The sequence below is a fragment of the Psychrosphaera sp. 1_MG-2023 genome, assembly GCF_030548245.1.
In the GTDB taxonomy this organism is placed as follows: domain Bacteria; phylum Pseudomonadota; class Gammaproteobacteria; order Enterobacterales; family Alteromonadaceae; genus Psychrosphaera; species Psychrosphaera algicola.
Map to the genome: position 1 here is coordinate 223,504 of NZ_JAUORW010000003.1, position 19,585 is coordinate 243,088.

General features: G+C 39.9%; 16 protein-coding genes and 1 other RNA gene. 11 read left to right on the plus strand and 6 right to left on the minus strand.

What is annotated here, in order from left to right; all coding sequences use genetic code 11:
* Positions 1 to 366 precede the first annotated feature (366 nt).
* A complete protein-coding gene (locus tag Q4575_RS03900) occupies positions 367 to 1,422 on the minus strand; it encodes a CNNM domain-containing protein (RefSeq protein ID WP_303521370.1) in 1,056 nt (351 codons plus the stop codon).
* 430 nt (positions 1,423 to 1,852) lie between these two features.
* Between Q4575_RS03900 and Q4575_RS03905 the strand changes: the two genes are divergently transcribed.
* Complete coding sequence (locus Q4575_RS03905) at positions 1,853 to 2,905, plus strand: efflux RND transporter periplasmic adaptor subunit (protein WP_303521371.1); 1,053 nt, start codon at positions 1,853 to 1,855, stop codon at positions 2,903 to 2,905.
* A 3-nt stretch (positions 2,906 to 2,908) separates the two neighbouring features.
* The gene (locus Q4575_RS03910; protein WP_215962273.1) at positions 2,909 to 6,001 is read left to right on the plus strand and encodes an efflux RND transporter permease subunit; all 3,093 of its coding nucleotides are present in this window, start codon (positions 2,909 to 2,911) and stop codon (positions 5,999 to 6,001) included.
* Positions 6,002 to 6,125: 124 nt separating this feature from the next.
* On the opposite strand, the gene Q4575_RS03915 is transcribed toward Q4575_RS03910, so the two are convergent.
* Entirely contained in the window at positions 6,126 to 7,151 is a 1,026-nt protein-coding gene (locus Q4575_RS03915; RefSeq protein ID WP_215962274.1) for an oxidoreductase, read from the minus strand.
* A gap of 226 nt (positions 7,152 to 7,377) precedes the next feature.
* Here Q4575_RS03915 and Q4575_RS03920 point away from each other — a divergent pair, with 226 nt between their 5' ends.
* Positions 7,378 to 8,343: a hypothetical protein gene (locus tag Q4575_RS03920; RefSeq protein ID WP_215962275.1), complete on the plus strand. Its 966-nt coding sequence runs from the start codon at positions 7,378 to 7,380 to the stop codon at positions 8,341 to 8,343.
* Positions 8,344 to 8,516: 173 nt separating this feature from the next.
* Here Q4575_RS03920 and ffs read toward each other — a convergent pair.
* Positions 8,517 to 8,613: signal recognition particle sRNA small type (gene ffs / locus Q4575_RS03925), an RNA gene on the minus strand.
* A gap of 176 nt (positions 8,614 to 8,789) precedes the next feature.
* Between ffs and Q4575_RS03930 the strand changes: the two genes are divergently transcribed.
* From Q4575_RS03930 to Q4575_RS03960, 7 genes are all read left to right on the plus strand, one after another.
* Entirely contained in the window at positions 8,790 to 9,941 is a 1,152-nt protein-coding gene (locus tag Q4575_RS03930; protein ID WP_215962276.1) for a patatin-like phospholipase family protein, read from the plus strand.
* A gap of 261 nt (positions 9,942 to 10,202) precedes the next feature.
* Complete coding sequence (locus tag Q4575_RS03935; RefSeq protein ID WP_215962277.1) at positions 10,203 to 10,454, plus strand: helix-turn-helix transcriptional regulator; 252 nt, start codon at positions 10,203 to 10,205, stop codon at positions 10,452 to 10,454.
* Positions 10,454 to 11,668 carry a type II toxin-antitoxin system HipA family toxin gene (locus Q4575_RS03940; RefSeq protein WP_215962278.1) on the plus strand — a complete coding sequence of 405 codons (1,215 nt, stop codon included), beginning with the start codon at positions 10,454 to 10,456 and terminating at the stop codon, positions 11,666 to 11,668. Before Q4575_RS03935 ends, Q4575_RS03940 begins: the two co-directional genes overlap by 1 nt.
* 81 nt (positions 11,669 to 11,749) lie before the next feature.
* Positions 11,750 to 12,925: an RHS repeat-associated core domain-containing protein gene (locus Q4575_RS03945; RefSeq protein ID WP_303521372.1), complete on the plus strand. Its 1,176-nt coding sequence runs from the start codon at positions 11,750 to 11,752 to the stop codon at positions 12,923 to 12,925.
* Positions 12,926 to 12,933: 8 nt separating this feature from the next.
* Positions 12,934 to 13,104, plus strand: a complete 171-nt coding sequence (locus tag Q4575_RS03950) for a hypothetical protein (RefSeq protein WP_215962280.1) — start codon at positions 12,934 to 12,936, stop codon at positions 13,102 to 13,104.
* 571 nt (positions 13,105 to 13,675) lie between these two features.
* Entirely contained in the window at positions 13,676 to 14,053 is a 378-nt protein-coding gene (locus Q4575_RS03955; RefSeq protein WP_215962281.1) for a DUF6516 family protein, read from the plus strand.
* Between the two features lies 1 nt (position 14,054).
* The gene (locus Q4575_RS03960; RefSeq protein WP_215962282.1) at positions 14,055 to 14,453 is read left to right on the plus strand and encodes a MarR family transcriptional regulator; all 399 of its coding nucleotides are present in this window, start codon (positions 14,055 to 14,057) and stop codon (positions 14,451 to 14,453) included.
* A 409-nt stretch (positions 14,454 to 14,862) separates the two neighbouring features.
* Here Q4575_RS03960 and Q4575_RS03965 read toward each other — a convergent pair whose 3' ends face one another.
* From Q4575_RS03965 to Q4575_RS03975, 3 genes are read right to left on the minus strand one after another with little or no spacing between them, the layout of a single operon-like run.
* Positions 14,863 to 15,303, minus strand: coding sequence for a hypothetical protein (locus tag Q4575_RS03965; RefSeq protein ID WP_303521373.1), 441 nt, complete (start codon positions 15,301 to 15,303; stop codon positions 14,863 to 14,865).
* On the minus strand, positions 15,304 to 16,485 hold the full coding sequence (locus Q4575_RS03970) for an RHS repeat-associated core domain-containing protein (protein ID WP_368392708.1): 1,182 nt from the start codon (positions 16,483 to 16,485) through the stop codon (positions 15,304 to 15,306).
* Between the two features lie 36 nt (positions 16,486 to 16,521).
* On the minus strand, positions 16,522 to 18,501 hold the full coding sequence (locus Q4575_RS03975) for a monovalent cation:proton antiporter family protein (protein WP_215962731.1): 1,980 nt from the start codon (positions 18,499 to 18,501) through the stop codon (positions 16,522 to 16,524).
* 175 nt (positions 18,502 to 18,676) lie between these two features.
* On the opposite strand from Q4575_RS03975, the gene Q4575_RS03980 reads away from it, so the two are divergent.
* Entirely contained in the window at positions 18,677 to 19,570 is an 894-nt protein-coding gene (locus tag Q4575_RS03980; RefSeq protein WP_215962730.1) for a GGDEF domain-containing protein, read from the plus strand.
* Positions 19,571 to 19,585 lie beyond the last annotated feature (15 nt).

Consider the following 19,585-nt stretch of genomic DNA (forward strand, 5'->3'; position numbering starts at 1 on the left):
AGTATTAACGTTAAATGAGTGCTATTTGTCGCATTAAGTCATCAACAAGTACGTTATTACAAGTTATATGAAACGAATATATTTTCAATTATTTTTTAGATATAGCGGGCTATTCGACTTACCACAATCGGTAGATGTAAATTAAATTATGTTTACAGATCTAGTTGGTTATATTAACTGTAGAGTTTTACTATTCTGTGTCATTAATCCAATTTCTAGTCGTAATTTAGCGTTTAATGACAACAATTTTTACCGGTAAATGGTCAAACTAAAGAACAGATAAAACAGTGTGTTTTACCTGTTCAACGCAATTGGTATTAACATTGATTTACAAAACGTAATGAGAACTCGTTTAGTGAGTCGTGATCAACTCTCTTTAGGGGTTGTAGTAGGGATTTCTGGATCTGTTTCTTTCTCAGTTACCGTGGTTTCAGCTTCTGCAGCGGTTGTTGATTCAACATCACGCTCATCAAGTATGGATACCTGTAACAATGCTTCAATAACATCTTCCAATGTAACAATCCCTTGCACCTCACCGTATTCGTCCACAACCAAAGAAATATGCGCTCTTTGTGTCAGCAATTTGTTGAATAGCAAAGGCAAACTGAGAGTTTGTGAAACCGTTAAAATTGACGTTACCAGTTTTGATATTCGGTAGTCAGGTTTTACTCGGCTATTTGCTAACATAACATCGGTTTTTAAAACGTAACCGATAATGTCATCTGGGTCTTTATCAAACACAAGGATTCTGGAGTAAGGAACTGAGCCGTGTAATTTGCAATATTCTTCTACCGTTGTGTCTTTGTGTAATTTAAATAACAGAGATCTAGGTGTCATGACTTTTCTTATTGTTAAATCTCTAAAATTTAACAAACTTTGAATTATGTCGGACTCTCCTTTATGCAGTGCCCCAGCTTGCAAACCAAGCTTGGCCATCGCTTCAATTTCAGAACGCATATAAAGACTCTCGTCATTATCCTGTTTAAATAACTTGGTAACAAGTTCTGACATCCAAACAAAGGGTTTGAGTAACCAAACTAAATTAACTAAAACTAAACTCACCGTCGGTGCCAATTGTCGCCAATAATTTGCGCCAACTGTTTTAGGAATAATTTCAGAAAAGACCAAAACAAATAGGGTCATAATTGCGGATGCGATACCAATCGCAGAGTCGCCATATAAATGAGATGCTTGGGCCCCGACCCCTGCTGCGCCTGCGGTGTGGGCAATAGTGTTTAAGGTTAAAATTGCAGATAGAGGTTTATCTACATGCTGATTTAGATTATTCATTCGCTTTGCAATTTTAGGATTTTGGAAAGACGCAATATAAGCTGGTGTAATACTAAGTAAAACAGCTTCCATAATCGAACAAATAAACGAGACCACAATTGCAATCGTTGCAAACAACAATAACAAAAACATTAAACACTCCTTTGTACAGGTTAATAAGGGCGAATTTTATTCCCCAACGATATTCACAATTGATCTTCACTACTACATCTTCACTACTACATATATAGGTCAAGTTTTTCAAGTTTCAATTGCTGCGTCGTTGATTAATTGCGAAACCTAATAAAAGGGATTGAATTTGTCAGCAAGTCAAAATTGGCCAATGCGAATACCCAAGTAAAACTATGGTTTTTTATTCTAAATAAACTAATACTTACCCAATTATTTCTTAAATATGTACCAATCGGTATTTAAATACAAAAAGAAAGGTAAAATAAGCGTTAAATCGCAACTTTAACGTGCTTAACTACATATTTAGATCATCTAAGTATTGCTATTATAATTCCAAATAGCGGATTGTATTTCCACTTTAATGTTGAATATAAATTTATAGGTAAAAAAAATGTTTAAAACCCCGGTTACTTGGATTGTACTGTTATTAGTTGGCATGCTGGCATATGTGTATTGGCCGGCAACAGCTTTATCCAACAGCAATAACGGAAGTGGTCAAGCGGCGGTCGTTGAAACGGCGCTCGTCTCCAAAACATTGCTAAAAGATGAAATCATCGCATTAGGCACGACACAGGCCAATGAATCCATTATTTTAACATCACAAAGTACCGACCGAGTAAAAGCGGTTCATTTTGAAGACGGTGATACTGTTGTTAAAGGTCAACTTATAACGACCTTAGAACATGGTGAAGAACTTGCAAACTTAAAAGAGTTAGAAATTAAGCTAGCAGAACAAACTCGCCAATTGCAGCGTTTATTAGACATCGAAAAAAGCAGTGCACCGGCAGAAAGTGCAATAGACAGCCAAAAAAGCATGATGGAAACAACCTCTGCGCAATTGTCTGTTGCCGAAATCAAGTTATCTGAGAAATTTATCTACGCACCATTTGACGGCAAGTTAGGCTTACGCGAAATTAGCCCAGGGCAATTATTAACAACCGATACTGAAATCACAACATTGGACGACCTAACACAAATTAAGGTTGAGTTTCAGTTACCTGAACGTTTTTTAAATCGTGTTGCTGTTGGACAACCCGTATTTGCCACAAATATAGCTTATGAAAAGCCTTTCAACGGCAAAATTTCAAGTATTGCCTCACGTTTAGACAAAGCAACACGTTCGTTTAAAGTCCGAGCGTTATTTCCAAATAAAGAAGAAAAACTTCGTGCAGGTATGTTATTGCAACTATCAGTTGAAACAAAATCGATAGAATCGATAACCGTTCCTGAATCGTCAATTATCCCAATAAACGAAGCCCACTACGTATACAAAGTTATTGATAATGTTGTGCATCGCACATTAGTTGAAACCGGCCGCAGAAAACCAGGCGTTGTAGAAATTTTGTCTGGATTAGAAGTGGGTGAAACTGTTATTTCTAAAGGCGTGATAAAAGTTCGAGACGGTGCACAGGTAACCACTACAAAACCGGCAGTTAAGGGGTAAGTTATGTTGTTATCCGATATTTCAGTTAAGCGCCCCGTCTTTGCGACGGTTGTTAATATGCTGCTGGTGACCTTTGGTATTGTCGCTTTTTTTATGCTGTCGTTACGTCAATATCCAGATATCGATCCGCCAATTGTTTCGGTGAGTACATCTTATCCTGGCGCATCGTCTGAAATAATTGAAAGTAAAATCACGCAAATACTGGAAAGCCGTATTTCAGGGATTGAAGGGATTAAAAATATCAATTCAACATCTCGTAATGGTCGCTCTCAGATCACTATAGAATTTAAAACAACACGTAATATTGACTCAGCGGCGAATGACGTTCGTGAACGTGTTTCCCGAGCACTTAACAACCTCCCTGACCAAGCGTTACCGCCGGAAGTATTTAAAGCTAACGACGACGAAGACGTAATTGCCTGGTTTGTTATGAATTCAACCACTATGAACAACTTAGAATTAACTGACTACGCCAAACGATACGTGGTTGACCGTATCGCAATTGTTGATGGCGTTGCGCGGGTTCGCTTAGGTGGAGGCCGTGATTATTCGATGAAAGTTTGGTTAGACCGAGACGCAATGGCAGCGCGAAATGTCACCGTTGCAGATATTGAGAACACACTTCGAAAAGAAAACGTGGAACTGCCTGCCGGCGAAGTTAAATCCACAGACCGAACCTTTAATGTTCGAATCGAGCGCTCTTATAAAACACCAGAGCAGTATAAGACCTTAGTGGTTGGTCGCGGCGATGATGGTTATCTTATTCGATTAGGTGATGTCACTGAGGTTGAACTGACCGCAGAAGATGACGAAAATGCTTTCCGTGGTAATGGCAAAGACATGGTTGGTTTAGGCATAATCAAACAATCTAAAGCAAATACCTTAGATGTAGTGCGTGACGCCCGAGCAGCATTAAAACAGTTACAGGAAACATTACCGGAAGGCACACAAATTTCCGACTCCTACGACTCTTCCGTTTTTATCGCCAAATCTATCGAAGAAGTATACAGCACGCTAGCAATAGCCATTGCTCTAGTTGTTCTGGTTATCTATTTGTTTTTGGGGGATGTGCGAGCCACATTTATCCCAGCGATAACCGTTCCAGTCGCCTTAGTTGCCACATTTACCGTGTTGTTAATGCTAGACTTTTCAATCAATTTATTAACGCTCTTGGCATTGGTCTTGGCTATTGGACTGGTTGTTGATGACTCTATTGTTGTCCTAGAAAATATCTATCGCCGAATTGAATCCGGAGAGTCCCCTCTACTCGCAGCCTATAACGGCGCAAGAGAAGTCGGTTTTGCCGTAATAGCAACTACCTTAGTATTGGTTTCAGTATTTATTCCATTGGTCTTTTTAGAGGGGGATATTGGCCGGCTTTTTGTCGAATTTGCCATTACCGTCGCCGCTGCGGTGATATTCTCCAGTATCGCAGCACTCACCCTATCGCCGATGTTATGTTCGAAAATACTGCGACGTAAAAAGCGTGCGTCTAAGTTTGGCCGTTGGCTCGACAATGGTTTTTCTAAATTAGAGAACCGCTACGAAAACCAACTCAACTCGACTGTGAGCAATAAGTTTGGGTTGTTAGTGATCATGTCGTTAGCAATTGCAATTATGGTTGGCTTATTCCAAACGATTCCTCAAGAGCTGGCGCCAAAAGAAGACAGAGGCAACTTTTTTGTCATGGTTCGTGGAGCTGAAGGCGCAAGTTATGAAAACAACCTAAAAAATACGGAATTAGTTGAAGAACGCTTACTGGCCTATTACGACCGTGGCGACTTAAATCGAGTAATCGTCAGAACCCCAGGTTTTGGTGGCAGTGCAGGTATCGCAATTATCGGCATGCCTGACTGGGAAGAGCGCACTAAATCGACCAGCCAAGTCATGAACGAAATTTCTCAGGAATTACAAGGTTTAACCGATATTAGAGCCTTTGCTATGATGCGAAGCGGCTTAGGTGGGCGCGGTTTAGGCAGTCCTGTTCAGTTTGTTATCCAAGGCGATACCTACGATGAACTCGCTAAATGGCGCGACATCATCTTAGCGGAAGCACGTAAAAACCCAAATTTACTGCGTCTTGACAGTGACTATAAAGAGACCTTGCCGCAGTTGTTGATCAACATAAACACTGAACGTGCATCAGACTTAGGGGTTTCAGTATCTGACATCGGTAGTACCTTAGAAGCAATGTTAGGTCAGCGCAGAGCAACAACCTACATTGAACGCGGCGAAGAGTATAATGTACTGCTTGAAGGACGTGACGAAGCCTTTAATAGCCCGTCAGACCTTGACGGCTTATATGTACGTTCTGCAACAACACAGCAACTGATCCCGCTATCGAATTTAGTTGAAGTAAATGAAGAAGCAACCGCGAGTCAATTAAACCGATATAACCGTATGCGCTCAATAACAATTGAGGCTAATTTGGCTGAAGGTTATACCCTTGGCCAAGCGCTCGACTTCTTAAATAAAGTGGTTAAAGACAATATCACGGGAAGCGTAAATATCGATTACAAAGGGCAGTCGTCGTTGTTTAAAGAATCTGGCAGCTCTATCGCTTTTGTTATGTTAATGGCGATGGTAGTCACTTATTTAATATTAGCCGCGCAATTTGAAAGTTTTATTCACCCATTAGTTATTATGTTGGCGGTTCCATTGGCCGCACTGGGTGCAATGTTGGGGCTCAAATTCACCGGAATGACACTTAACATATACAGTCAAATAGGTCTCGTAATGTTGATAGGGTTAGCCGCCAAAAATGGAATTTTGATAGTTGAGTTTACCAACCAACTGCGAGACAAAGGTGGTGTATTTAAAGAGTCTCTTATCCAAGCATCAAAACAACGTCTTAGACCTATAATCATGACGTCTTTTTCAACAATTATGAGTGCGGTACCACTAATGGTCGCCTCAGGAGCGGGTGCTGAGAGCCGTTCTGTTATTGGTGTGGTGATATTCTTTGGCGTTGCATTTTCAACCATCTTGACATTATACGTAATCCCGATGGCCTATTATTGGATTGCGAAAAATACCGGTTCACCATTGGCAATTAGTAACGAAATAAAACGACAAGAAGAGTTAAAAAAGTCCTAATACTCTCTAATAAAAAATTAAAAAGGAGCTGAATTCAGCTCCTTTTTTGTATCTACGTCTCGCCTATTATTTGGAGGTTAAAATTTAGCGGTTAAAATTTGTTAATTGTGTTGCGTCGTTTTATTTATTCTAACTTTAGCGTTTTGCCAATTAGACTGCTTTTCTCCGCTAACTCAAGTATTTTGAGCACATTGACCACGCCTTCTGGATGAACAGGGTTGTCGCCACCGACTCTAATCGCGTTTGCAATGCCTGTATAATATCGTTGGTAACAGCCCACTTTCGTTGAGATGACTTCGGTTGATTCTTCAGTATAAAGACATCCAAACTGTTCTGGAGACTCAACCCCATAGTTGCTGTCTGTTGGTCTAAGACCATTTTTTAATTGCGCTTCTTGTGGATCAAAACCAGATTTAACAAAGCTCCCTTTGGTACCTTCAACACGAAAACGCTGATTTGGCGCAGCCGAAAACGAGCTACCATGTAATACGACTTCAAGGTTTTTATAGTGTAACAAAACGTGGAAGTAGTCCGTCGTTTTAGCCCCCTCTCTAAGGCACAAACAACGAGCTGTCAGCGCGTTCGGTAATCCAAAAAGGCTGATTGCTTGATCAACTAAATGAGCGCCTAAATCAAACCATATGCCCGCTCCCGGCCCCGGCTGTTCTCGCCATCGTTGTCGCACCGTTGGTCGAAAACGGTCATAGCGAGATTCAAACAAACGAACATCTCCAACCTGCTCATTCGCAAGCAAGCTTTTAACGGTTAGAAAGTCGCCATCCCAACGTCTATTGTGAAAAACAGACAATAGTAAAGAACGAGATTTGGCGAGTTCAACAAGCGCTTCTGCTTCAATACTTGTGGTCACCATTGGTTTTTCAACAACAACATGAATTCCATTTTCCAAACAACACTTAGCCAATGCATAATGCACATCATTTGGTGCCGTTATTATGGCTAGTTCAATGTCACCATGAGTTATCAAGTCATAGGCCGACTCAAAAACGGTAACACCGGGAAAGGTCTGTTCAATCAAACTTTTCTGCGAGCTACTAATAACTGAAAATTCAAATAAATCGGAGGATTGGATCAGCGGAATGTGAAAGGTCTTAGCGGAATATCCATAACCAACAACACCAACTTTAATCATCTATAATTCACCTGTACGTAATTATTCATAAATAAACCAACACAAATACAAGGTTAACATGCATGGCTTTTGAATTTTTATTAAAACATTACTCACTAGGAAAATAAGCTTAAAACTCTCCGCGTAAAAAACATGTGTTGTTATCGCAATTTATCGTCGCTTTTGTTATTTAATAAGATGAACAAAGGAATTAATATAATTGCTTAATCTACGTAAAAGGAAATTGATGGCACACTTTAAACCAAAACATATAGGCATAATCCTAGGTACATTTTATGGCCTCCTTTTTAGAGTTGTTTTAGAATTTGACGCGCTTCAAAAATTCGGTGGTTTAGTCTCTTTATCCTTTTTATTTCTCGTGCCTTTTATTATTGGATTTATAAGAGTTCATTTTGAGTTAAATCAAAATAAGAATATTCGTTATCAGCAAATGGCCACTATTGCTTGGCAACCAATATTTATATGCCTTTTAGTCAGTGTCATCACATTATTGGAAGGCAGTATCTGTGTATTAATAGCGACACCTGCATTTATGTTTAGTGCGAGTTTAGGCGGTATGGCGGCGGGTTTTGTGCGACAAAAATTTCATCACCATAACAACACACTATCCTGCGTTGTTGTACTCCCGTTATTCATCGCCCCACTTGAAAATAATTACCTTAGTATGACCTCAACGTACGAAGTATCCAATTCGATAATTATAGATGCGTTCCCCAGTAAAATTTGGGCGGAATTAGGAAATGTAAACCACATTTTTCCAGACGAATTACCGTTTTCATTTACTGCTTTAATAGGAGTTCCATCGCCAATTTCTGCCGACATGTCCGGTCAAACCGTCGGCAGTGTAAGAACAAGCACTTGGGAAAAAAACGTCGTTTTCAAAGAAGTGATCACTGAATGGACTGAAAATAAAAAAATGGCCTATCGGTTTGAAATAGATCCAGACTTGATCCCAAATGATGCGTTAGACAAACATGTCAAGATAGGTGGCGAATATTTTGCCCCGCTTACAGGTTCCTACCAGATTACGCCTTTACCCAATGGAAAAAGTCAATTAACACTATCGACAACCATAAGAGACAATACCAACTTCGGTATTTATTCAAGAATTTGGGGTGAATTTATATTTGGGGATTTTCACTCATCTTTATTAGAACTTATGAAAAGCCGCTCAGAAAAAAGCACAGGTTAATTAATTTTAGAGTATTGATAACAGAAGTAATAAATTCGCTTTTGGCATTGCCAAAAAGGATATGTTGAATTCTATGGAGATACGATTGAATCTAAACGAATTAAACTTAATAGTCGAAGATGAAAAACAGAAAATAAGGAGGATGTCTTGAATAAAATAGGATTGGGTGGCAACTCCACCAGCCACATCCCGGCACACGAGTCACTAGCCTTGGCTGCTCCCTTCCGGGCCTGACCAGGTAAACCAGTTATCGTTGCGAGAGAACCAATGGAGTTACCATAACAACTTGCCTATCCAATTGTTAACATTGGTAAGCGGCGCGCATTATTACGTAATCCTGTGGAGGAATCAAGGGTAAGTTTATTAACTTATTCCTAAAACTTGGTTTGTCGTTTAACATATTAATTTCTATACTAAAAACAAATGGTTTAAAGGCTTAACTGTAAATGTTGTTTAAAGCGACGAAAAAACCCAAAACGTGTGCATTATTATTGACTGGCGGCGGTGCTCGTGCGGCCTATCAGGTCGGTGTGCTAAAAGCGATTTCATCGAAACTGCCCCGTAATCAAAAGTCGCCGTTTAAGGTAATATCCGGTACGTCTGCAGGTGCAATCAATGCAGTTTCAATGGCGTGTTATGCTTCGTGTTTTCACCTTGGGGTGAAAAAAACTGAATGGGTATGGAAAAATTTTAGAACTGAACAAGTATATGCAAGCACATGGCGCGGGGTATTTGGGCATCTAGCATTAAATTACTTATCCAAATTTAGTAAAAAAGGAAAACAACGAGCAACGAGTTTATTTGACAATCGCCCCTTACGAAACCTTTTACAAGAAGTCATTGACTATAAACGCATCGATCGAAATATTTTATCGGACCATTTAGATGCGGTATCTGTTGCTGCTTCGAGTTATAACAACGGCGACAGTATTGCGTTTTTTCAGTCAAGCTCGGCACAAGATTGGAGCCGCGCGAAACGTAAAGGTGTTAAAACTATGTTGTCGACTCGCCACTTAATGGCGTCGGCGGCCATTCCTTTGGTTTTTCCAAGTGTAAAAATAGACGAACATTATTATGGCGACGGTTCTATACATCAACTGTCGCCATTGAGTCCTTCAATTCATCTTGGCGCAGACAAAATTCTCATTATAGGTGTCGAGCATCCCGAAAAGGACGATGTTTTAGGCGACCCTGAGTTTTTTCCAAATTCGGCCACCATCACCGGGCACTTACTTGACACTGTTTTTACAGACTCTCTTAATTCAGATTTAGAGCGACTAAACAGAATTAACAGCACATTAGAACATGTTCCAGAAAGCAAAACAGACTTAAAGCCGGTCCATACGTTACTTATTAACCCATCTCGAAATTTTAGCCACATTGCGTCAAATTATTACGATCAAATCCCAAGTGCTATTCGCTTTTTACTTAAACTGATCGGCGTCAATCGAAATAGTGAATCGACATTAATGAGTTACATACTGTTCGAAAAGCCATTTACCAAAAAGTTGATTGAAATTGGCTATGAAGATGGTTTAGCAAGACTAGATGAAATCATGGCGTTTTTAGAACTTGAAGAAACGACACAAACAGATTAAGCGACCTGTGGGTCAGAGTCGCTGATTTGGATCGTAGATCCTACCGTTCATATGAATTAATTCAACTTAAATAGCTAACCTAATGGTTTTCATAGAGCTTTAGTTGTTCGATTAAACGGATTAAAATTAAACATGTCAATTCAAAGGAAAATATTGTTAACGAATTACTGCCCTAAAGGTTAACATATATTAACCTTTAAGCTTGTTACACTGATTTTGTTAATATATATTAACGTATGTTTTGTTATAGAGGTTTCTAAAATGCATTGGTATGACGGTTCTTTGATAGCAGTTAAACGCAAAGAAAAAGGTTGGACTCAGCAGTACGTCTCAACCCAAACCGGTTTAAGCCGAAATCAGATCATTGCGATGGAAAAAGGTCACTTTACGGGAGGGATAAAATACCTTCGCAAGTACCTTGAAGTATTGGGATTAAAGATTTCCTTTGTTGAAGAACAAAACGATTTACCTCAATTAGATGAACTGTCCAGATTGTTTGGGGAAAGTGACTAGTGGCGGAACTACCAAATAAAATAACTCAAATTAACGTGCAATCCTTTGGAAAAGGATCGGGCGACTTGACTCAGCCAAGCCATTTTTCTTACCAATACCATAGTAACAATCCTGTATCTTTGACTATGAAATATCAGCAAGCCCCTTACAATTATGGTGCGCTTCACCCTATTTTTAGCCAAAATTTACCGGAAGGTTATATTCGCCGCTACATCAGTGAAAAACTTCGACGTCACGCCAACATCAATGACATGTATTTACTCGCTCTCCAATTAGATAAAGGTATTGGGCATTTATCTTACAGTAGTGAAATTGAGAAAACAGAAGTTGAGCAACTGTCATTAAACGAAATACTCACTTGGCAAGGCAAAGAAAACCTTTTTCATCAACTATTAGATAGACACTACCTAAATGGCTTGGTTTCAGGCGTGCAGCCTAAGGTGCTCGTAAATGCGCTTAATGACACAGACAAACCGTCAGTTGGGCGCAGTCTTTTACAGCAAGATGACTTTATCATCAAAACATATGATGAGGAATTTCCACTGCTGACCGTCAACGAATACGTGTGCATGGAGGCGGCAAGAGCCTGTGGTTTGGCACCTAGCCAATGTTGGCTGTCCGACGATTTGAGAACTTTTATAACCGAACGATTTGATGAGGTAAATGGTAAGCGCCTTGGCATTGAGGATTTTACCGTGCTAATGGGCAAGCAAGGCGATGAGAAGTATCAGTCGAGTTACGAAATGCTAATGAAAGCGACGTACCTCTATACAAGATCTGATTTACAACTTCAGCGTATGTACCAATATATTATTTTTAATTGCTTAATAGGAAATGGCGATGCCCACCTAAAGAATTTTTCAGTGCAATATGAAGAAAGCAAAACAGAGATAGTGTTAACGCCACCATATGATATTACGCATACGCCAATTTACGACACCATAGATAACAAAATGGCACTAAAGCTCAACAGTGCAAAACTTTTTCCAGATAGGAAACAATTGATTAAGCTAGGAAAAACATTCAACATAAATAAGCCAGAGGTTATCATTGAAAAACTTGCCGATACGATTAGGGATAACATAAATTACTCATCTGAAGTCGACATTATTAGTGGCTTAAAAGAGTCAATATTGGCCTCCCTTCATTGTGGAACCAGTGAAAAATATTTAACCAAGGCTTATATTCACGAAAAGAAAAAAAAGTTTGAGTAAGTACAGCCTATTAGTGTGAATTATTTGTAGGTTCAGCCAAGTTAATTCATTAGGTTAGCGATTTGGATAGAATTAATCCATATGAACGGTCGGATCTACGATCCAACTTTAGGTCGATTCTTACAGGCTGATCCGTTTATACAAGCACCGAGTAATTTGCAGAACTATAATCGTTATAGTTATGTTCTGAATAACCCGATGAGTTATACCGATCCAAGTGGGTATTTCTTCTCTAGTTTTAGACGTGGATTAATTAAAGCCGCTACCAAAATATTTGGAAAAGATGTAGTTAATATTGTTGGTTCTACTGTTTCTGCTGTTTATGGTGGAGGTTGGGGGGCTGCCGCTTGGACATATGAGTTTAATCGAGCTATGGGAGTCCCTCCTTCTGGGGCACTTAGAGCTGCTGCTGTAGCTGGTGCAAGTGCTTATACATTCCAACAAATCGGTGATTATTACAGCGGGGCAGGAGCAAGTAATATTGCGGCAGTTGAAGCTGGAAATATGAGTGCATCAAGCCTGACCAATTTTGGTGAAAACATGTTAACATCTGGTCAGATTGCTGGGCAAATTGCATCTCATGCTTTTGCAGGTGGCACATTATCTGTGCTTGGCGGTGGAAAGTTCGGTCATGGATTTGTTTCTGCTGGATTTACAAAAGGAGTTGGAACGGGGTTGAACACTCACTACAATAGTGGACCAATAAGTGGCACGATAATAAGTATGACGGTTGGCGGTACATCATCTGTGCTTACAGGTGGAAAATTTGGTAACGGTGCGATGACTGCAATGTACCAAAGTTTATTTAATGAGTTTGGTCAAGGTGATCTACAAAAACGATTAAATTCTGAGTTAGCTTATTGGGATAAGAAAACAACAAACTTTTTCAATGATTTGTTCGGAAATTCGGCCTCTTTAACGGGGACGGGGGCTGTCCATTATGGAATTGAAGGTGTAAGTGTTGATATTGGACAAATAATGACAACTAACGGTCAATCCTGTTCTGTAGTGCAAGTGTGCGATAGACTAGGGTTAGGTGTTGGTGGCAGTTTGGGTGGTACTGTAGCCATGTCTCCCGCAAACTTTGTGACAGAAGGAACAATACAGGTCGAAGGGTATTTCCTTGAAACGCCAATATTTGGAGCTTCATATTTAACTGACGGTACAGCAGGTTATACTCCGGGTAAAATTTCTTATGGATGGATATTTGCTGGTGGATACCAACAATGTTCAGTAACCGTTTCAAATTGCAATTAGGTTTAAATATGAGACCAATTATTTTATCTATTATATTTGCTGGGATTATCGCGGGTAAGTTGGGGTATGGTCAGTTAGGTTATATGTTGGCGGTTATTGCTTTTATATTGACCTTTTGGTTTATTGGCAAAACTATCCTTAAACCGTTTATCAAAGACAACACTAATGACAGTGAATAAGATCTAGTAGTTATGTAAGCAAGCCTGCCAGCTCCGGCTGGTTTTGCTTTGAGGTCAAAGCGGGATTAGATGATTTCAATTGTAATTAAGATAAATATATGTGAACTAGTACCTGATGGTGTTCATTGCCATTTTAAATGGGTTTAGTAATCAATAAGATCAATGGGGTCACCCATTAGACAAACCGTGTCAATAGCACGACCGATCTTGTGTCGCTTGTGCGACCATTTTTTTTAACTTGTTTTTCTATGGTTTGTGCTGAATATAATATTCGCACCACTCACCCATCTGGATCTAAGATAAATATTATCCCCACGAACTGTTTATGCGCCACAAAACCTCAGCTCACCATGTTATCCAATGCGTAAATTGCACAGAGATTGTGAACGGGCGATTAGGAATTACGATCCAATACGTACGAAATTTCCCTACTTATCAACTGGTTAAAGAGCGTTTTATTAACAACCAATCCACCCTAATTTATTTGATGTTTCGATATTTTAATAATTTGAAATTGTACAATTAAACAGATGTACAAATAATTAAACCTTAGTTATACTCAGGTCATAACATGAATTGGAGTGCTGACTTGGATACAGGTCTAAATAATTTATTGGATTTGCATGGTACTGAAGTACATCGTGATGATGGGTACTGGTGGAAGATAGAGGCTTGGCAAGTTACACCAACTAAAGAAAGGCCTCACGGTATCCGATACAACTTAACGTTACATAACAATTATAATAAACGTGTATTTGGAATGGATAATGCTCATGCTGTCAAGCCTTTAAAGAAAAAAGGCTTTGCTGGCCGACGTCATGATTATGATCATGTTCACAAGTCAGCGATTGATAAAGGTACTCCGTATGAATTTCAAGACTGTACAGTTTTATTAACCGACTTCTTTGAAGGGATTGAAGTCACTATTGAAGCAATTGAAGGTAAATAATATGAAAGCAAGAATCGGCATCATGCCTGAGAAGCTAATACGTATGAGAGTACTGGCTATTGCTCAAGGCAAATACAAACCAGCGAAAGACGAGCCAAAAGTTTGGTATACGTCTTTCAATGCTATTTCTCAGGTACTAAATCCAGAAAACGTAGCTCTGTTAAGACTCATTGATGATGAACGCCCTCAAAGTGTTACTGAGCTTGCTGAAATTTCTGGCCGTAAAAAGTCTAACTTGTCTAATACTCTAAAGGCACTGTCTGAAAAGGGGTTTGTTCGTATGGAGCAAGGAGAAGGCAGAAGTTTGAAGCCAGTGGCGTTATATACAGATTTTGAAATCACTACGATGAAAGAGTTAGAAGACTTTCTTTTAGAATTAGAACATGGGAAGGCTGCGTAGCCTCCCCCATTTTTCTATTTATCCTCATCGTCTTAATCACCTCCCCAAAAAGCAATTATTACCACACCAATCAAAAAAGCAGCGGTCAGTGCCAATAAAAAAATGTGAATGGGGTCAGGTCTTGCATTTTGCACTTTTTAGAATCATGTGAATGAGGTCAGTTATTGTGGCAAAATGCAAGACCTGACCACATATGCTCGCGAGCGTTATTGATTATTTGAAATTAAATTACCAGCATCTTTTATCGAAAAGGCAAAACCGCTGAAAGCAGAGTATTAAAAGCGACATCAGGAACAGCTAAGAAGTGTCTAGATTATTGGTGTCTATTCACTATTTATTTTTCAGAGTTAATCCCGCTTTGACCTCAAAGCAAACCAGCCGGAGCTGGCCTGCCTATAAAACTCTAGTGTTAGCCTGCTCCGCGCCTTAACCTATCATTTACAATTTGAAGTATTAAAAAGGCTAGCGCCATCTCTATAACGAGATAGACAGATATAAAAATACTTATTCCAGCGGCAACTAGATAAACCCTAGCTGTAAACTTATTATCCAGATAAATAGCAGCAACAATTACACAGAATAAAAATAAAATACCTTTAGGTACAATTAAATTTTTCCTACTTTCAACTCTTTGAGTATGAAGGTGTTCCGCAATTTCTTCATAATTTTTAGGGGTGCTATTGTAAACATCAAGCTCTTGCTGAGTAATAATTGAATCGGCATTTAAATCCAGTTTATTAGTATGAGTTTCAGTATTAACAGCTCCAACATTCAGCTCATTTTGCTCTGCCAGTAAAGACAGAACAAAGTGGCTAACAACAAACAAGGCTAAAAAAAACTTAGTTTTCATTTAACATCCAACCGCTGATTTGTGAGTTAAGCAGTGATTTACCAAAGATAACCTATAGTCAAATTTGAAAACACCAGTCTCAAAAGGCAAGTAAACAGGTCCCATAAATGTTCGGTTTACTTCATACCCAAAAGAATAGTCAACTCTAAATTGATCATATAAAACATACCGTTGTTGTAGCTGATACACAAATTTATAATCTACATCTAACCAAGGGGCGTTAAAGAGCTTAGACATTGCTTTGCCGGCACCAAAATTTGTAATGTCCGTCAGTCCAAAACCCAGTTCTTCATCAATCGATTTAATATGAGGGCTGCCTACGTTTCGCCACTCTTCAACTAATGTCCCATCCACACTAACTGCATGATGAACCATCCTAGAGCTAAACTCATTGTATAAGCTTTGATAAGCCCCTGTTATTGCGCCATTCGCAAACTTACCTCCACTCAATACGGATGCAGTGCCTCCCACCGTGGCATTAATTATCGTTCCAGAAATGATTCCATTATTATAATGAGTGTTTAACGATGTCCCCGCACCTTTCGTGAAGCCAGCGCTCCAGAATCCGTGACCAAATTTACCCCCACCTAAATCAGCTGCTATACCACCTACCATTGCATGTGAGAATATTTGGCCTGCGACTTGACCAGAAGTTAGCATATTGCCACCAAAATTGATGAGAGCATCCATTGACGCGTCAAACGAAGCTTGACCAGCGCCTGATCCAAATGCGGCTTCAGACATATTGCCTAAACTTCTAGCATCAGCAATATTTTGAGCACCTGCATTATTGTAATAGTCGCCTATTTGTTGGAATGCATAGGCTGACGTTCCTGCTACAGCAGCAGCTCGAAGAGCTCCTGATGGGGGAACCCCCATTGCTCTGTTAAACTCATATGTCCAAGCCGCATTTCCAAGGGGCCCTCCGACCGCATATGCAGCGATATTGCCTAAGAAATTAGTGACATCTTTTCCAAATACTTTACTAAAGCCTCGAATAATCGATCTTCGAGAGCTTGCCGTAAAGAAATACCCACTAGGGTCGGTATAGCTCATCGGGTTATTCAGAACATAGCTATAACGATTATAATTCTGACTGTTATGAGGAGCCTGAATATGCGGGTCAGCCTGAAGGAACCGACCCAAGGTTGGATCGTAGATCCTACCGTTCATATGAATTATTCGAGTTAAATCCTTAACTAAATATTGCCGGAGTAATTACCCCGTCATCAAATAACGTTCTACTCGTTCTACTCTGCGAGGTTTACCTTTAATTACAATGATGTCCATTGCCTGAATAACGGTTTCAAGCGCTGGGCTTGATAATTCCTTGCCACCGCGTCTTAAACCAACAACTTCAACTCGTCGCTCTTCAATTTTTAACTCCGCCAATGATTTGTGCACGGCATACGCCTCGACAGGTATCGCAACGGCATGAATAAACTCCAATAAATCACGTCGATCTGCGCTTACTTCAGTGGTGTCACCTGGATAAAAACCATGTAATTCACCATATCGATTTTCGCGCTCTTTTCGTATACGGCGCAACACTCTCGACATCGGTACACCGGATTCGAATAACACTTGCGACACCAACATCAAACTACCTTCGAGCGCTTCTGGTACGACTTGGTCCGCGCCATCATCAAGTATTGCTTTTAGATGTTCATCGGTTTTGGTCCTCACCATGATACGTGCGGTACTGCCCGACTCTTTTACATTTTGAATGACCATATGTGTTTTTGTAATATCACCAAACGTAACAACAACCAACTTAGCATTTTTGACACAGGCGGCTTCCAAAATGGCTTTATCCCTTGCGTGACCGAATTGTACGTTTTCTCCGGCCGCCTGGGCTTCTGCAACACGCACAGGGTCGACATCTAACGCAATGTATGGCACAGCTTCAGATCTTAAAAATCGGCTTACGGTCTGCCCCACACGGCCAAAACCACATATCACTACATGGTTTGCCATGTTTGTTTCAAATTGAACAAATGACTCTTCGACGTCATCTACTTCATGTTTACCAAGCACCCGGTCCACTTTATTAACAATGCTTTGGTGACGATTAATAATTGAAGGTGTTACCGCCATACTTAATACACCGATGGCAATCAAAGCCGATGATAAATCTGGTGTAAATAATTCAACTTGTTGCGCTAATGCGACAAGAACAAATCCAAACTCGCCCATTTGAAACAACATTAAGCCGGCCGACCAGCCATCTTTACGAGTTTCTCCGGCGAGTATAGCGAGTTGTTTGATGACCAGAGTTTTGACGATCAATAAGGTAAACAGTCCCGCTAAAATCCAAGGCCAGTGGCGTAAAATTACGGTAACGTCTAGCTCCATCCCAACGCTGATAAAAAACAGACCCATTAAGATATCTCGAAACGGGCGAATATCCGCTTCTAACTGATGTTTGTATTGGCTTTCACTTAACATCATGCCAGCTAAAAATGCACCCAAGGCCATCGATAGCCCAAAAAAGCTGGTAAGTGTACCAGCCATTACAGTGACTAATATGGCAGTTAATACAAAGAGCTCGTCGGTTCTGACTTGAGCAACTTCGTTAAATACTTTTGGCAGAACCCATTTACCTACCGATAGCAAAATTGCGACAACAACAGCGCCTTTTGCTAACGCCAATAAAATGATCGTCGCCATATTTTCACTGCCGTCACCTGCCAATAACGGAATTGCGATTAAAAATGGTACTACGGCAATGTCTTGGAATAACAAAATACTAATGGCCACTTGGCCGCGTTTTGTCTGAGTAAGCCCTGTTTCATTTAGTGATTTAACGACAACTGCAGTTGATGACAAAGCAAAAATACTGCCGATGACAAAAGCGATACTCCATGAATGCGTATAAAAATACGAAGGCAACATGACTAACAAAAGAGTAATAATGACTTGCGCGCTGCCCACACCAAATACCAAATGGCGCATCGCGATGAGTTTAGGGACTGAGAATTCTAAGCCAAGTGAAAATAGCAAAAACATTATGCCTAGTTCTGCAACCAAGGCGACATCATGGGGATTTTCAAAAAGAGCAAAGATTTGAGGTCCGGCTACGACGCCCGCTACTAAATACGCCAATATTGGCGGCAATTTTATTCGTTTAAATAACCAAACCGTGAAAACGGAGATAAAAAGCAAAAAGACTAATTCGAGAAAAATCCCGTGGGCCATAACGTTTTAGTTCCTTAGTTGGCAAAAGCTTGCCGACAATATTTTGTCAGTTTAGCAGAGTAATATTACGTTTTTTTATTTTTCTTTACTTTTCATGTTATTACAAGCTTGGCATGAACTTCGCTTATTCCAATTAAGTTTATTTAATTCCGACATTAATCCAAAGGGGGTCGCAGTGGACTATATAAGCCATCTGGATGTTTTAAACCCTGAAGCAAACGCTTCAATTATGGCTAGTTGGACAAATTTTTCCAAGGAGCGGGATAACAATACGTCGCTAATTGAGCAGTTGCAAACGACGTTGGATATTGAACAGTTATTAGCAATTTACTTAAACGCACTAGCCGGCGTCTATAAAGTAAATGCGATTCGATTAGAAACGTTCCAAAATACGTTCACAGCTGGAACGCCAAAAGTTGATTCACAAAAGTTAACACTGCCTATTCGTATCGACAATAAGCTAATGGGCAAAATAAGCTATTTCACCGACAAAAAAGTGACCGACATCCTAATGTCGTCTCTTACAGGCTTTCAAAAGTCGCTAGTGTTTCCACTTAGAAACGCTTTGGCTTTCTGGCAGCTTCAACAAATGGCATTAAAAGATGCATTAACAGGTGTTGGCAATCGCGCAATGTACAATGACGCAATTGCGCGCGCAATTCAATACGGAACTCGTTATAAAGAAGACTTCGTATTGATGATACTTGACTTGGACAACTTTAAAAATGTGAATGACAGTTATGGGCATCAAACCGGTGATGATATTTTGACGGGTTTCACCCAAGTTGTTTCCGAATGCCTTAGAGCTGAAGACCAAATGTTCCGCTTCGGTGGCGATGAGTTTGCCATTATTTTGGATAAACAGGGCCTTGATGCGGCAAAAATTGTTGCTTCACGTATCCACTTTGCCGTTTCGCAACAATCACAATTTATCAAGTATGGTGTAAGTACAAGTATAGGTTGTGCGTGTTTTAACGTTAACGATACAACTTTAACCCTTTTTGCACGTGCAGATAAAGCATTATACGCCGCAAAATATGCAGGTAAAAACTGCATGAAAACAGCTTAACAACGACTACCCCCA

What these genes read in the sequence shown, in the direction of transcription:
- Q4575_RS03900 (WP_303521370.1), bottom strand. Translation starts at nt 1,422, where the DNA reads ATGTTTTTGTTATTGTTGTTTGCAACGATTGCAATTGTGGTCTCGTTT.
- Q4575_RS03905 (WP_303521371.1), top strand. Translation starts at nt 1,853, where the DNA reads ATGTTTAAAACCCCGGTTACTTGGATTGTACTGTTATTAGTTGGCATG.
- Q4575_RS03910 (WP_215962273.1), top strand. Translation starts at nt 2,909, where the DNA reads ATGTTGTTATCCGATATTTCAGTTAAGCGCCCCGTCTTTGCGACGGTT.
- Q4575_RS03915 (WP_215962274.1), bottom strand. Translation starts at nt 7,151, where the DNA reads ATGATTAAAGTTGGTGTTGTTGGTTATGGATATTCCGCTAAGACCTTT.
- Q4575_RS03920 (WP_215962275.1), top strand. Translation starts at nt 7,378, where the DNA reads ATGGCACACTTTAAACCAAAACATATAGGCATAATCCTAGGTACATTT.
- Q4575_RS03930 (WP_215962276.1), top strand. Translation starts at nt 8,790, where the DNA reads ATGTTGTTTAAAGCGACGAAAAAACCCAAAACGTGTGCATTATTATTG.
- Q4575_RS03935 (WP_215962277.1), top strand. Translation starts at nt 10,203, where the DNA reads ATGCATTGGTATGACGGTTCTTTGATAGCAGTTAAACGCAAAGAAAAA.
- Q4575_RS03945 (WP_303521372.1), top strand. Translation starts at nt 11,750, where the DNA reads ATGAACGGTCGGATCTACGATCCAACTTTAGGTCGATTCTTACAGGCT.
- Q4575_RS03950 (WP_215962280.1), top strand. Translation starts at nt 12,934, where the DNA reads ATGAGACCAATTATTTTATCTATTATATTTGCTGGGATTATCGCGGGT.
- Q4575_RS03955 (WP_215962281.1), top strand. Translation starts at nt 13,676, where the DNA reads ATGAATTGGAGTGCTGACTTGGATACAGGTCTAAATAATTTATTGGAT.
- Q4575_RS03960 (WP_215962282.1), top strand. Translation starts at nt 14,055, where the DNA reads ATGAAAGCAAGAATCGGCATCATGCCTGAGAAGCTAATACGTATGAGA.
- Q4575_RS03965 (WP_303521373.1), bottom strand. Translation starts at nt 15,303, where the DNA reads ATGAAAACTAAGTTTTTTTTAGCCTTGTTTGTTGTTAGCCACTTTGTT.
- Q4575_RS03975 (WP_215962731.1), bottom strand. Translation starts at nt 18,501, where the DNA reads ATGGCCCACGGGATTTTTCTCGAATTAGTCTTTTTGCTTTTTATCTCC.